This is a genomic window from Streptomyces sp. NPDC052682 (assembly GCF_040678435.1).
Classification (GTDB): Bacteria; Actinomycetota; Actinomycetes; order Streptomycetales; family Streptomycetaceae; genus Streptomyces.
In genome coordinates this window covers 184,575-197,753 of the sequence record NZ_JBFATS010000016.1, presented here as the reverse complement: position 1 = coordinate 197,753, position 13,179 = coordinate 184,575, and the positions used below count along the sequence as shown (strand labels likewise).

The following is a 13,179-nucleotide window of genomic DNA, read 5'->3' as shown; positions in this document are numbered from 1 at the left end:
CCGCGCTCGGCGCGTGCTCGCCACCGGACCACCGCGCTGGGCGCCCGCTCTCGTACCGGCCGCCGGCCGTGGCCGCCCCGAGGCACATCCGCCTGCCACGGGCCGCCGCGCTGAGCTCACACCCACGACAGCCGCCGCGCTGAGTGCCCACCACGACCGGCCGCCGCCGGGCGCCCGCCCGCTACGGGCCGTCGCACCAGATACCCACCCGCAACGGGTCGCCGCGCTGAGCGCCCGTCCGCCACAGCCACCGCCCCGGACGCCCACCCGCTACCGGCCGCCGCCGGACGCGCGCCTTCCGCCGGCCGCTCCTCTAGGTGCCCACCACCACCGGCCCCCGGGCTCTCGCCCGCCCCGGCGCCCCTCCGAGCTCCCACCACCGGCCGCCGACGGGGGGACCGCCCGCCACGGGCCACCGCGCTGGTCACCCACCCACCACCGGGCCGCCCCTCCGGGCGCCCACCACCACCGGCCCCCGCCGGGCGCCCGCCCCCACGGACCGTCACGCCGGACGCCCACCCGCACCCCGCCGCCCCTCCGGGCTCCCACCGCGACCAGCCGCCGGCGTGGCCGCCCTGCCGAGCGCCTCCGGAACCCCCCCCGCCGGCCACCCTCAGAGGCCCGCGGCCCGCAGGGCCGCGCCCAGGACCGTCGGTGCCTCGGCCAGCGACGGCCCGTACCACGTCAGGTGCCGTCCGCTGACGAGCGCGCAGGGCAGTCCGGGGAACGCCTCGGGTCCGTCGCCGGAGGTGAAGCGGTACGGCTCGTCCGGCAGGACGACGACGTCCGGGGCCGCGGCGCGCAGCTCCTCCAGCGGGACCTTCGGGTAGCGGTCGGGGTGCGTGGCGTAGAGGTGGTCGATGCCCAGGCGGGCCAGGACGTCGCCGGCGAACGTGTCGCTGCCCAGGACCATCCACGGGCGGCGCCACACCGGCACGACCGCCGTGGCCCGGGGCACACCGGGTCCCGGCAGCGCCGACCAGGTCTCCTCGGCCTCGTCCAGCCAGCGGGGCCGGGTGCCCGCTCCGCAGGCCGCCAGGACGCGCGCCAGCTCCCGGAAGGCCTGCGGCACGTCGCGGACCTCGGTCACGAGGACCTCGATCCCGGCCTCGCGCAGGGCGGCGAGGTCGGGTGCGCGGTTCTCCTCCTCGTTGGCGATCACCAGGTCGGGGGCGAGGGCGACGACCCGGTCGGTCCTCGGGTTCTTCGTGCCGCCGACGCGGACGACATCGAGGCCGGCCGGGTGCGTGCACCAGTCGGTGGCGCCGACCAGGGCGCCGGGAACGGTGCGGGCGACGGCCTCCGTCAGGGACGGGACCAGGGAGACGACGCGCACGGCGGGGTCACCTGCGCGGCCGGTCCTTGTCGCGGACCGCCTCGATGTGCTCGGCCACCGCGACGATGATCACGCGGGTGTCCGACTCCGTCGCCCGCCAGCGGTGCCGTACGCCGCCGGTGAGGTAGAGGGTGTCGCCACGCCCGAGGCGGTAGGCGCGGCCCTCGGCCTCGATCTCCACCACCCCGTCGGCCACGTACATCAACTGGTCGTTCCGGTACTGGAACTCCCGCCCCGGGTCGTGGTCGCCGGTGAACTCCGAGGCGTGCATCTGGTGGTGGCCGCGCACCAGGGAGCGCACGCGAGGCTGGGGCACCGGCGCCTCGAACGCGGCGTCCTCGGCACGCACGACGTCCACGCTGCACGCCGGGTCGGCGGCGGCGAGGAGTTCCACGGCGGTGGTGCGCAGCGCGTCGGCGACCTTCTCCAGGGAGCTGCGGCTGGGACGGGCCCGCTCGTTCTCGATCTGGCTGAGGAAGGGCACCGAAAGGCCGCTGCGCTCGGCCACGACGGCGAGGGTGAGGTCCAGCGCCCGGCGGCGCCGCCGCACGGCCCCGCCCACCCGTAGGGGCTGCTCTTTGTGGTCGCCCATCGCTCCGGCTCCCTCCCCCGCCTGACGTTCAGATCCATTGTCGGGTTGTCTGCACCCTACGCATGTTCGGCAAACCGTTCCCCGCGCCCGTCACATCGACGACACACGGTGCCCGACCCGACCTGACAGTTTGCGCCAGTGGATCAGCCCTCCGGACACGCCGGGCCCGGATTCCTCCGTCAGGACGAACGCCCTGACCGGCCCGGTGACCATCCCGGGTCGGCGCGCCTTCCCGGTTCCTCTGTTCAATGCGAGCGGGCTTCCCCGTGTTCCCGCGCGGGTCCCGAGGGTGGCTGCGTCACGGGTGTCACCTCCAGCGGCGCCGGACCCGTGGCCGTACCGGTAGCGCTCCGTGGTTGTCCGGATCCGGTCGTGGCGCACCGCCCGGCGTGAGGCGGCGGCGCTGTCAGTGCCGTACGGCATGATGCGGTCCGTGACCGGACGACTGATGCTCCTCGACACCGCCTCCCTGTACTTCCGTGCCTACTTCGGCGTGCCGGACTCGGTCCGGGCCCCGGACGGCACGCCGGTGAACGCCGTGCGCGGGCTGCTCGACTTCATCGACCGCCTGGTCAGGGACCACCACCCGGACCACCTGGTGGCGTGCATGGACGCCGACTGGCGCCCGCACTGGCGTGTGGAGCTGATCCCCTCCTACAAGGCGCACCGCGTCGCCGAGGAGCACGAGACCGGGCCGGACGAGGAGGAGGTGCCCGACACGCTGTCGCCGCAGGTGCCGGTCATCGAGGCCGTCCTGGACGCCCTGGGCATCGCGCGGGTGGGCGTGCCGGGGTACGAGGCGGACGACGTGATCGGCACGTACACGGCGCGGGCCAGGGGGCCGGTCGACATCGTCACCGGCGACCGCGACCTGTACCAGCTGGTCGACGACGCGCGCGGGGTGCGGGTGCTGTACCCGCTGAAGGGCGTGGGCACGCTCCAGCTGACCGATGAGGCCGTGCTGCGTGAGAAGTATGGGGTCGGCGGCAGCGGGTACGCGGATCTGGCGCTGCTGCGGGGTGATCCCAGCGACGGTCTGCCGGGCGTGCCGGGCATCGGTGAGAAGACGGCGGCCAAGCTGCTCGCCGAGTTCGGCGACCTGGCCGGGATCCTGGCCGCGGTCGAGGACCCGCGGACGAAGCTCACGCCGTCGCAGCGCAAGCGGCTGAATGAGGCACGGCCGTATCTCGCGGTCGCCCCGAAGGTCGTCAGGGTCGCGGCCGACGTCCCGCTCCCGGACGTCGACACGACGCTGCCGCGCGCGCCGCGCGACCCGGCGGCACTGCAGGAACTGGGGGCCCGCTGGGGGCTGGGAGGCTCCTTGGAGCGTCTGCTGACGACGCTCACGACGTGACCCCCCAGGGCCGCTCGCCGGACGGGATGTCACGGGGAGAGGGATGCTAGGTTAGGGCAACCTAACCACGGGAACAGGGAGGTCCTCATGGCAGAGCGACCGGGACGCCAGCCACGCAGGGCGCACTCCGCGCAGGTCGTCCGCACCGAGCGGCTGACCCCGCACATGCAGCGCGTGGTGCTCGGCGGCGAGGGCCTCGCCGGCTTCGCGGTGGGCACCTGCACCGACCATTACGTCAAGCTGCTGTTCCCGCCGGTGGGCATGAGATACCCGGAGCGGTTCGACCCGCAGCGGGCCCGTGAGGAGCTGCCGCGCGAGCAGTGGCCGGTGACCCGGACGTACACCGTGCGCCAGTGGGACCCCGAACACCGCGAGCTGACGCTGGACTTCGTGATCCACGGCGACGAGGGGCTGGCCGGTCCGTGGGCGCTGCGCGCCCAGCCGGGCGAGACGATCTGGTTCATGGGTCCCGGCGGGGCCTACGCCCCGGACCCGGGCGCGGACTGGCATCTGCTCGCCGGCGACGAGAGCGCGCTGCCCGCGATCGCCCGTTCCCTGGAGGCCCTGCCGCGCGGTGCCCGGGTGCACGCCTTCGTGGAGATCGCCGGCCCCGAGGAGGAGCAGAAGATCGACTCGGACGCGGAGGTGGTCTGGCTGCACCGCGGGGAGCGCCCCCGCGGCGAGCTGCTCGTGGAGGCCGTACGGAATCTGCAGTTCCCCGAGGGCCGGGTGCACGCCTTCGTGCACGGCGAGGCGCACGCCGTCAAGGAGCTGCGCCGTCTGCTGCGGGTCGAGCGCCAGGTGCCGCGCGAGGACCTGTCGATCTCCGGCTACTGGCGGCTCGGGCACAACGAGGACGGCTGGCAGGCATCCAAGCGGGAGTGGAACGCCCGGATCGAGGCGGAACAGGAGGGCGTGACCCCGCCCTCCTGAAAGCCTCCCGGGGTAGCCGGGCAGCGTACGGCGGACGGCGGCACCGCGTGCGGCGCGGCCCCGCCCCGCCTCGTAGGCTGGCCGGCGATGAGACGTCGTACGCCGCCCCCGCCCGCCCCGCTCCCCCAGCGCCACGGGGTCGACCCGGTACGGGTCCGGCTGCCCGCCGCCGGGCCGTGGGCCACGGTGCGGGAGCACCTGGTTCAGCGGCTCTCCGGCGCCGGGGACGGAGTCGTCGAGGCGATGTTCGACGCGGGGCTCGTCGTCGGGGCGGACGGCCGGGCGGTGCCGCCGGACGCGCCGTACGTTCCGGGCATGTTCGTGTGGTTCCACCGGGACCTGCCCGACGAGGTGCCGGTGCCCTTCCCGCTGGAGGTCGTCCACCGGGACGCGCACATCGTCGTCGCCGACAAGCCGCACTTCCTGGCCACCACCCCGCGCGGCGGCCATGTCGCCGAGACCGCGCTGGCGCGGCTGCGCCGGGAGCTGGGCATCCCCGAGCTCACCGCGGCGCACCGCCTGGACCGGCTCACCGCCGGACTGGTGCTGTTCACCGTGCGGCCCGAGGAGCGCGGCGCCTACCAGACCCTGTTCCGCGACCGGCGGGTGCGCAAGGAGTACGAGGCGGTGGCCCCCTACGATCCCGGACTGACCCTGCCCCGGACGGTGCGCAGCCGGATCGTCAAGGAACGCGGGGTGCTGACCGCCCGGGAGGTCGAGGGCGACCCGAACGCGGTCAGCCGGGTCGAGCTGGCCGAGCACCGGGCCGACGGCCTGGCCCGCTACCGGCTGATCCCCGGCACCGGGCAGACCCACCAGCTGCGCGTGCACATGAACTCCCTCGGCGTGCCGATCCTCGGCGACCCGCTGTACCCCGAGGTGACCGCGCCCGCCCGGGCCGGTGACTTCCGGCGTCCGCTGCAACTGCTGGCGCGGTCACTGGAGTTCACCGACCCGGTCACGGGCGTGACCCACCGGTTCCGCAGCACCCGGGTGCTGCAGGCCTGGGCGTCGTACGACCGGTGGGCCGCCGGTCAGTAGCCGCGCCACCACGACAGGAAGCGCTGCCAGGCACCCTGCGGGCGGGCCGGCTCCGGGACGGCCGCGGGCTGCACCCGCGTCACCGGCTGCGTGTCCGGCTCGACCGGCTCGGCGGGGTCGGACAGGGGCGGCACCGTGCCGATGTGCCAGGTGCTGGGCTTCGGCATGAGCGGTGTGTGATGCGGCTCCTCCTCCACGTCCTGCGGCGGCTGGGGCGCGAACCGGGCGGGCATGGACACCAGGTGCCGGGAGGCGATCGACGACGTCCAGCGCAACTCCTCCTCGCCGCAGTCGAGTTCCAGGTCCGGCAGGCGCAGCAGCAGCGCGTCGACGCCGACGTCGGCGATGGACCGGCCGATGTCCTGGCCGGGGCACTCGTGCGGTCCGCCGCCGAAGGCGAGGTGGGAGCGGTTGCCCATCATGCTGGCGGACAGGTCGGGGCGGACCCGCGGGTCGACGTTGGCCGGGGCGGGCGCGAACAGCAGGCCGTCGCCCTTGCGGATGTGCTGGCCGCCCAGTTCCGTGTCCTGCTTGGCGAAGTAGCCGAGGACGGTGCTGAACGGCGGCTCGTCCCACAGGGACTGCTCCACGGCCTCCGGCACCGTCATGTTGCCGCCGCTGAGCTGGGCGCGGAAACGGTCGTCGGTCAGCACCCTGCGCAGCACGTTGGCCAGCAGGTTGGCGGTCGCCTCGTAGGCGGCGAACAGCACCAGGCGCAGGTGTTCGCGGACCTCCTCGTCGGTCAGCCGCGCCGGGTGGCTGATGAGGTGGCTGGCGAAGTCCTCGGCCGGTTCCAGGCGGCGGCGGGCGGTGAGCCGGCTCAGCGCGTCCATCACGTAGGCGTGGCTGGCGATCGCGGTCCCGGTGCCCTTCAGCGCGTCACGGGCGGCCTCCACCAGACGGTCGTTGTACTCCTCGCGCATGCCGAAGATGTCGCACAGCACGGCCATCGGCAGGTGCTCGGTGAACTGGCTGATGAGATCGGCCTCGCCGGTCTCGCAGAACCGGTTGACGATGATCTGCGTGCTGCGGTTGATGCTGCGCCGCAGGTTGCGGAAGTCGATGGTCGACATGGCGCCCATGACCGCGCCGCGCAGCCGCTTGTGCTCGTCGCCCTCGGCGTGCGCGCAGATCGGCTGCCAGGCGATGTGGGGCATCAGCGGGTGGTCGGGCTTGACCAGGCCGTCCCTGAGCGGCGTCCACAGACGGCTGTCCCGGCAGAACTGGTTCGGGGTGCGTACCATGTGCAGGTTCTCGGCGTGGCCGAGGACGACCCAGATCGGCACGTCGTCGTGGAGCAGCGCGGGCGCCACGGGGCCGTGCTCGGCCCGCAGTTCCTCGTACAGCTCGCTCAGGTCCGCCGCCTCGTGCAGCCGGTACAGCCCACCGGGCCCGACGCCGTGCGCGGGGCAGCCGGGCGGCGGACCGACCCGGGGGGCTTCCGTGTCGGTCAGGGAGTGGGAATCAGGCGTCACAGTGGTCGCTCCGAAACTGAAAGGGAGGTCGGGAAGACGGGGGATACGGGTCAGTTGAGCGCGCCCTGCATGGCGAGCGAGTGCAGGAAGCGCATCAGCGTGAGCAGGACGTCCCGGCTGGAGGCCCGCCGCCGCGCGTCGCACTCCATGATCGGGATGTCCGGGGAGAGGTCGAGGGCGGTGCGCAGCTCCTCGATGGGGTACCGGGGGGCGTCCGGGAAGGTGTTGACGGCGACCACGAACGGAACGCCACGCTCCTCCAGCCGCCCCATGACCTCGAAGCTGACTTCCAGGCGGCGGGTGTCGACCAGCACCACCGCGCCGAGGGCGCCCTCGAACAGGCCGTTCCACAGGAACCAGAACCGCTGCTGACCGGGGGTGCCGAACAGGTACAGCACGAGCTGCTCGGTGATGGTGATACGGCCGAAGTCCATCGCCACGGTGGTGGCCGTCTTGGTGTCCGAGCCGAAGTTGTCGTCGATACCGATGCCGGCCTGGGTCATGGTCTCCTCGGTGGTCAGCGGTTTGATCTCGCTGACCGAGCCGACCATGGTCGTCTTGCCGACCCCGAAGCCGCCCACGATCACGATCTTCGCCGCGGCCTCGGCCGTGTGCGGCAGTTTGTCCGCGGTCCGTGGGCCCGGGAGGGTGTCAGAGCCTTTGAAGTCCATGCATCACCGCTTCGAGGAGGGAACGGTCGGGGAGCGTCTGCCGGACGATCGGGGCGCGCGCCTTCACCAGTTGCGCCGTCAGCATCTCGGTGAGCAGCACGGTCACCACGCTGAACGGCAGGTTCAGGTAGGCCGACAGCTCGGCCACGGACAGCGGGGCGGAGCAGAGCCGGAGCAGCGCCGCCTGTTCCGGCGTGGCGGACGGCGGTGGGTCCTGGACACGCGAGACGATCAGGGTCACCAGGTCGATGGCCGCACGCTCGCCGTCCGGGCCGGTGACCACGTACAGCCGCTCCGGGTTCTTGCGTTCGCCCTCGCCTTCCCTGGCGGGCTGCGGAGCGGGGTCCGGCTGGGGGTAGCGCCTCTGGCGTCGCGGAGGAGTCATACGGTCTGCCCGTTCCGCCGCGGCGGGCTGGTCAGGTGGGAGCCGATGCGGAGGATCAGGTCGCGCATCATGGCGCTCATCCGGCCGGGTTCGCACTGCACGTCGGCGAGCACGGCGAGGAAGGCGTTGGCTCCGGCCTGCATGAGGTAGAAGTAGCCGGCGTCGAACTCGACCATGACGAGCTTCATCTCGCCCTCGCCGTACGGAAGTTCCTGGGACACCGCACCGGCGAGGCTCTGCACGCCGGCGCAGGCCGCGGCGAGCCGGTCGGCGGCGTCGGGTTCACCGCCGTAGCGGGCGATGCGCAGGCCGTCGGCCGAGAGCACCACGATCATCTCGACGCCCGGTACGCCGTCGGCGAGTTGCTTGAGAATCCAGTCGAAGTTGCCTCGCTGCTGGATCACTTGAGGTCCCCCTGGTCATCGGCCTGGGTCGGGGCCGGGTCGTCGTTGATGAGGTAGAGGTACTTGTCCGGATTGGTCAGGAAGTCGGTCGGGTGCACGCCCGGTTCGATGCCCTGCTTGAGGCCCTCCCAGAAGGCCTCCAGGCCCTTTCCGGGGGCGTCGTCGGCCTGCATCTTCGCGATGTCGAACATGGGCTCGGGCTCCGGCTCGGGCTCGGGCTCCGACCAGCCGGAGCGGGCCCTGGCCCGTTCGGCGGCCTCGCGCTCGGCCTTCTCGAACTCGGCCTGCTCGGCGAGCCGCTGGGCCAGCGGGATCTTCATCTTGCTGCGGCGCTGCGGCAGGCCCCCGGCGGTCCACTCGGTGACCACCGGCACGTCGTCGTCCTGCAGCAGGACCGTGTCGGGGATCTTCGGGTTGGTGGGGCGGCGCTTCTTGGGAACGCGCTTGGGGCCCTCGACTCCGTCGATCGGCTTGGGGATGCCGGTGGCGCCGATGCCGTGGGCGAGTCCGACGCCGGGCTCGTCGGTCATCATCTTGCTCGGCACGATGATGACGGCGCGGACGCCGCCGTACGCGGAGGAGCGCAGCGCGACCTGCATGTTGTACGCCGTGCAGAGCCGGCCGACGACGGCGAGGCCCAGCCGCGGGTGCTCACCGAGGTCGTCCAGGGCGGCGCCGGCCTTGGCGCGCTCCAGCATGCCCTCGATCTTGGCGCGGTTCTCCTCGTTGAGGCTGACGCCGGCGTCCTCGATCTCGATGGCGACACCGGTCTGCACCTCGGCGGCGGTGACGTGCACCTTGCTCTGCGGCGGGGAGTAGCGGGTGGCGTTGTCGAGGAGCTCGGCCAGGGCGTGGATGACCGGCTCGACGTAGATGCCCTTGATGTTGACCTTGGCGATGTTGTCCAGCGAGATCCGGCGGTACTCCAGGATCCGGGACATGGCACCGCGCAGCACGCTGTACAGGGCGACGGGCTCGGGCCACTGGCGTCCGGGGCGGCCGCCGCCGAGCACCGAGATGGAGTCGGCGAGGCGGCCGATCAGCGCGTTGCCGTGGTCGATGCGCAGCAGGTCGTCGAAGACCTCGGGGTTGCGGCCGTGGTCCTCCTCCATCTCGCGGAGTTCCTTGGCCTGCTGGTGGACGATCGCCTGGACGCGGCGGGCGACACTGACGAAGGAGCGCGAGTTGGAGTCGCGCAGGGTGACCTCGTAGTCGATGTTCTTCAGCAGCAGCCGCAACACGTCGAGCTGCGGCTTGGACAGGCTCTGGAAGACCGGCCCGAGGCTGCCGAGCTTGCGCATCGCCGCGTCGGGGGAACCCTCGCGGTGCAGCAGCCTGATCGCCCGAGGGACGACCTCCTCGGCGAAGCGGACCGTGTCCTGTTCGTGGGCGGCGATCCGGCCTTCCAGGTACGCGGTGTGACGGGCGTGCTCGGCCTGCGCGTCCCGCAGGAGCCGGCCGCGGCGAACCGCCTCGGCCGCCGTCGCGACGACCAGGAGGGTGGCCAGGCCACCGCACCAGCCGACGGCGGCCCGGGCCGGCGCCGACACCAGGGCGACGGCGGCTCCGGTCGCCGCGGCCATGAGTATGGCGGGCGGCACCAGCACGCGCGCGGGCGAAAGTTCACGGCGACCGGGTGGGGATTGAACACTCACCATGTAGGCCCTCTGAAAAGAATCGGCTGGGGGTCTGGAGCACTTGCAGGGGGGTGCGTCATGGGCACTTGTCTGGATCTTCCGTACACACGGGAACAAGCGCGCGAATTCATCCCAACTCGGCGCGCTGCGGGCGAGCTTAGTCCGACCGGATCAACGCCGTGTCATATTCAGCGAGTGCCGGAAATGGCGTGCGAGGCAGGAGTACGCTCTGGTCTTTTATACGTTAAGAGACCGCTCGAACACGCCACGTAATCGCATACGGGCGTGCGAATCCCAGGCGTCGCCGCAGGTGAACGACGTCCCCTACGGGGCTCTCACCGGCAGACCCGCTCGGATCCTGCCCAGGAAACGCGCCCACGATGCCGGGCGGGAGATACCAACGGGCGCGGGCGCGACCAGTCGTGGTCGCGCCCGCGCCCGCAGAACTGCCGTCAGCCCACCGACGAGTAGGCGACCACCCCGCGCAGCAGCTCGTCAACGGCCTTGCGGGCGGCCTTCGGTACGGTCGAGCCCTCCGCAGGGGCCGCCGCCTGGATCTGCCCGAGCACGTCGATGACCTGCTTGCACCACCGCACGAAGTCGCCGGCCGGCATCTCCGCCTCGCGCAGCACCTCGTCGAGCCCCTTGCCGCTGGCCCACATGTACGCGGCCCAGGCGAACCCGAGGTCGGGCTCACGCTGCCCGACACCCTCGGTCTGGGAGATCCGGAACTCCTCCTCCAGGGCGTCCAGGCGCCCCCAGATCCGCACCATCTCGCCCAGCGCGGCCTTGGCCTTCCCGGACGGCAGCTTCGGCGCCATGGCGTCGTCCCCGACCCGCGCCTCGTACACCAACGCCGAGACGCAGGCGGCCAGTTCGGCCGGGGCGAGCCCCTCCCAGACGCCCGCGCGCAGGCACTCGCTGGCGAGCAGGTCGAGTTCGCCGTACAGCCGCGCCAGCCGCTTGCCGTGCTCGGTGACCTCGTCGCCGCGCAGGTAGTCCAGCTCGGTCAGCAGCGCGACGATGCGGTCGAAGGTGCGGGCGATCGTGTTCGTCCGGCCCTCGATGCGCCGCTCCAGCTGCGAGGTGTCGCGCAGCAGCCGGTGGTAGCGCTCCGCCCACCGGGCGTGGTCCTCGCGGTCGTCGCACCCGTGGCAGGGGTGCGCGCGGATCGCCTTGCGCAGCCGGGCGATCTCCCGGTCGTCGGCCGCCTGCGAGCGGCGCTTGCGCTGCCGTTCGGGCGCGATGTGCCCGGCCTTGCTGCGCAGCGCGGAGGCGAGGTCGCGGCGGGACTGGGGCGAGCGCGGGTTGAAGGACTTGGGGATCCGCATCCGCTCCAGCGGCTCGACCGGCACCGGGAAGTCGATGGACGCCAGACGCTTTACCTGCCGCTCGGCGGTGAGCACGAGCGGGCGCGGCCCGTCGTGCTGTTCCAGGCCGCGGTGGCCGTTGGACCGCCCGGCGGGCAGGCCCGGGTCCAGCACCAGTGCCAGGCCCGCGTACTTGCCGGTGGGCACGTGGATGACGTCACCCGGCTTCAGCTTCTCCAGCGCGACGGCGGCCTCCGCGCGGCGCTGGGCCTGGCCCTGCCGGGCCAGCTCGGTCTCACGGTCCTTCAGCTCGCGGCGCAGCCGCGCGTACTCCTCGAAGTCGCCGAGGTGGCAGGTCATGGAGGCCTTGTAACCGGCCAGCCCCTCCTCGTTGCGCTGCACCTGCCGGGAGATCCCGACGACCGACTTGTCGGCCTGGAACTGCGCGAACGAGGTCTCCAGCAGTTCCCGCGACCGGTGCCGCCCGAACTGCTCGACCAGGTTGACCGCCATGTTGTACGACGGCTTGAAGCTGGACCGCAGCGGGTACGTGCGCGTGCCGGCCAACCCCGCGAGGTGCTCGGGGTTCATGCCGCGCTGCCAGAGCACCACGGCGTGGCCCTCGACGTCGATGCCGCGCCGCCCGGCACGGCCCGTCAGCTGGGTGAACTCGCCGGGCGTGATGTCGGCGTGCTGCTCGCCGTTCCACTTGACGAGCTTCTCCAGCACCACCGAGCGGGCGGGCATGTTGATGCCGAGCGCGAGGGTCTCGGTGGCGAACACCGCCTTGACCAGTCCACGCACGAACAGCTCCTCGACGACCTCCTTGAAGGTCGGCAGCATGCCCGCGTGGTGGGCGGCGATGCCGCGCTCGAGGCCCTCCAGCCACTCGTAGTAGCCAAGGACGTGCAGGTCCTCGCGCGGGATGGCGGACGTGCGCTCCTCGACCAGGGAGCGGACCTGCTCCCGGGCCTCCTCGTCGTTCAGCCGCAGCCCCGCGTACAGGCACTGCTGGACGGCGGCCTCGCAGGCGGCGCGGCTGAAGATGAACGTGATCGCGGGCAGCAGGCCCTCGGCGTCGAGCCGCTCGATGACCTCGGGACGGCTCGGCGTCCACACCCGGGACCGCTGCCGGCGCTCGCGCTCCCGGTCGGCCTCCCGCATGGCCCGCCCGCGCCGCCGGTCCATGAACGACGGGCGGCTGGCCTCCATGCGCGCCATCCGCGTGAGGTCGGGGTTGACGGCCTTGCGGTGCCCCTCGCCCTCCTCGAACAGGTCGTACATCCGGCGCCCGGCCAGCACGTGCTGGAACAGCGGCACCGGCCGGTGCTCGGAGACGATCACCTCGGTGTCACCGCGGACGGTGTCGAGCCAGTCGCCGAACTCCTCGGCGTTGGACACGGTCGCGGAGAGGGAGACCAGGGTCACGGACTCGGGGAGGTGGATGATCACCTCTTCCCACACCGCGCCCCGGAAGCGGTCGGAGAGGTAGTGCACCTCGTCCATGACCACGTAGCCGAGGCCGAGGAGGGTCTGCGAGCCGGCGTACAGCATGTTCCGCAGCACCTCGGTGGTCATCACGACCACCGGGGCGTCGGAGTTGACGCTGTTGTCGCCGGTGAGCAGGCCCACCTTGTCCGTGCCGTAGCGGCGGCACAGGTCGGCGTACTTCTGGTTCGACAGGGCCTTGATGGGTGTCGTGTAGAAGCACTTCTTGCCCTGCTGGAGGGCGAGGTGGACGGCGAACTCGCCGACGATCGTCTTGCCGGAGCCGGTGGGTGCGGCGACCAGTACGCCCTTCCCCGCCTCGAGGGCCTGGCAGGCCTCGATCTGGAAGGGGTCGAGGCCGAAGTCGTACATCTCGCGGAAGGAGGCGAGCGCGGTGGCCTGCTCGGCAGCGCGCCTGCGTGCTGCCGCGTACCGCTCGGCCGGTGAGAGATCCTCTGTCATCGTGCTTTCGAGCGTACCGGGCCGCACTGACAACAGGACGATCATTATCCGGATCGCCCACGTCCGCACCGCAGACGGCTCCCTCCCCGTC

At 72.4% G+C, this 13,179-nt stretch carries 11 protein-coding genes; 3 read left to right on the top strand and 8 right to left on the bottom strand.

Annotated features, from left to right (window positions below; all coding sequences use genetic code 11):
* Positions 1–613: 613 nt before the first annotated feature.
* Positions 614–1,336, bottom strand: a complete 723-nt coding sequence (locus AB0K80_RS25005; RefSeq protein ID WP_365673199.1) for a helical backbone metal receptor — start codon at positions 1,334–1,336, stop codon at positions 614–616.
* A gap of 7 nt (positions 1,337–1,343) precedes the next feature.
* Entirely contained in the window at positions 1,344–1,928 is a 585-nt protein-coding gene (locus AB0K80_RS25000) for an XRE family transcriptional regulator (protein ID WP_365673197.1), read from the bottom strand.
* 424 nt (positions 1,929–2,352) lie between these two features.
* Here AB0K80_RS25000 and AB0K80_RS24995 point away from each other — a divergent pair, with 424 nt between their 5' ends.
* The 3 genes from AB0K80_RS24995 to AB0K80_RS24985 all read left to right on the top strand — a co-directional run bounded on the left by AB0K80_RS24995 (position 2,353) and on the right by AB0K80_RS24985 (position 5,256).
* A complete protein-coding gene (locus AB0K80_RS24995; RefSeq protein ID WP_365673221.1) occupies positions 2,353–3,282 on the top strand; it encodes a 5'-3' exonuclease in 930 nt (309 codons plus the stop codon).
* An 87-nt stretch (positions 3,283–3,369) separates the two neighbouring features.
* Positions 3,370–4,215, top strand: coding sequence for a siderophore-interacting protein (locus tag AB0K80_RS24990; RefSeq protein WP_365673195.1), 846 nt, complete (start codon positions 3,370–3,372; stop codon positions 4,213–4,215).
* An 87-nt stretch (positions 4,216–4,302) separates the two neighbouring features.
* Positions 4,303–5,256 (top strand): RluA family pseudouridine synthase, encoded by a 954-nt coding sequence (locus AB0K80_RS24985; protein WP_365673193.1) that lies wholly within the window; start codon positions 4,303–4,305, stop codon positions 5,254–5,256.
* Here AB0K80_RS24985 and AB0K80_RS24980 read toward each other — a convergent pair.
* The 6 genes from AB0K80_RS24980 to AB0K80_RS24955 all read right to left on the bottom strand — a co-directional run bounded on the left by AB0K80_RS24980 (position 5,250) and on the right by AB0K80_RS24955 (position 13,133).
* Positions 5,250–6,731 carry a cytochrome P450 gene (locus AB0K80_RS24980; RefSeq protein WP_365673191.1) on the bottom strand — a complete coding sequence of 494 codons (1,482 nt, stop codon included), beginning with the start codon at positions 6,729–6,731 and terminating at the stop codon, positions 5,250–5,252. The genes AB0K80_RS24985 and AB0K80_RS24980 overlap by 7 nt on opposite strands.
* Positions 6,732–6,781: 50 nt before the next feature.
* On the bottom strand, positions 6,782–7,402 hold the full coding sequence (locus AB0K80_RS24975; RefSeq protein ID WP_365673189.1) for an ATP/GTP-binding protein: 621 nt from the start codon (positions 7,400–7,402) through the stop codon (positions 6,782–6,784).
* Positions 7,383–7,787, bottom strand: coding sequence for a DUF742 domain-containing protein (locus AB0K80_RS24970; protein WP_365673187.1), 405 nt, complete (start codon positions 7,785–7,787; stop codon positions 7,383–7,385). The genes AB0K80_RS24975 and AB0K80_RS24970 overlap by 20 nt, the downstream gene beginning before the upstream one ends.
* Entirely contained in the window at positions 7,784–8,191 is a 408-nt protein-coding gene (locus AB0K80_RS24965) for a roadblock/LC7 domain-containing protein (RefSeq protein WP_365673186.1), read from the bottom strand. The genes AB0K80_RS24970 and AB0K80_RS24965 overlap by 4 nt, the downstream gene beginning before the upstream one ends.
* Positions 8,188–9,849 (bottom strand): ATP-binding protein, encoded by a 1,662-nt coding sequence (locus AB0K80_RS24960; RefSeq protein ID WP_365673184.1) that lies wholly within the window; start codon positions 9,847–9,849, stop codon positions 8,188–8,190. Before AB0K80_RS24960 ends, AB0K80_RS24965 begins: the two co-directional genes overlap by 4 nt.
* A gap of 431 nt (positions 9,850–10,280) precedes the next feature.
* A complete protein-coding gene (locus tag AB0K80_RS24955; protein WP_365673182.1) occupies positions 10,281–13,133 on the bottom strand; it encodes a DEAD/DEAH box helicase in 2,853 nt (950 codons plus the stop codon).
* Between the last annotated feature and the right edge of the window lie 46 nt (positions 13,134–13,179).

Excerpts from the sequence above, each read along its gene's own strand:
- AB0K80_RS24960 (WP_365673184.1), bottom strand. The coding sequence starts at position 9,849 with ATGGTGAGTGTTCAATCCCCACCCGGTCGCCGTGAACTTTCGCCCGCG.
- AB0K80_RS24995 (WP_365673221.1), top strand. The coding sequence starts at position 2,353 with ATGCGGTCCGTGACCGGACGACTGATGCTCCTCGACACCGCCTCCCTG.
- AB0K80_RS24990 (WP_365673195.1), top strand. The coding sequence starts at position 3,370 with ATGGCAGAGCGACCGGGACGCCAGCCACGCAGGGCGCACTCCGCGCAG.
- AB0K80_RS24985 (WP_365673193.1), top strand. The coding sequence starts at position 4,303 with ATGAGACGTCGTACGCCGCCCCCGCCCGCCCCGCTCCCCCAGCGCCAC.
- AB0K80_RS25000 (WP_365673197.1), bottom strand. The coding sequence starts at position 1,928 with ATGGGCGACCACAAAGAGCAGCCCCTACGGGTGGGCGGGGCCGTGCGG.
- AB0K80_RS24970 (WP_365673187.1), bottom strand. The coding sequence starts at position 7,787 with ATGACTCCTCCGCGACGCCAGAGGCGCTACCCCCAGCCGGACCCCGCT.
- AB0K80_RS24955 (WP_365673182.1), bottom strand. The coding sequence starts at position 13,133 with ATGATCGTCCTGTTGTCAGTGCGGCCCGGTACGCTCGAAAGCACGATG.
- AB0K80_RS24975 (WP_365673189.1), bottom strand. The coding sequence starts at position 7,402 with ATGGACTTCAAAGGCTCTGACACCCTCCCGGGCCCACGGACCGCGGAC.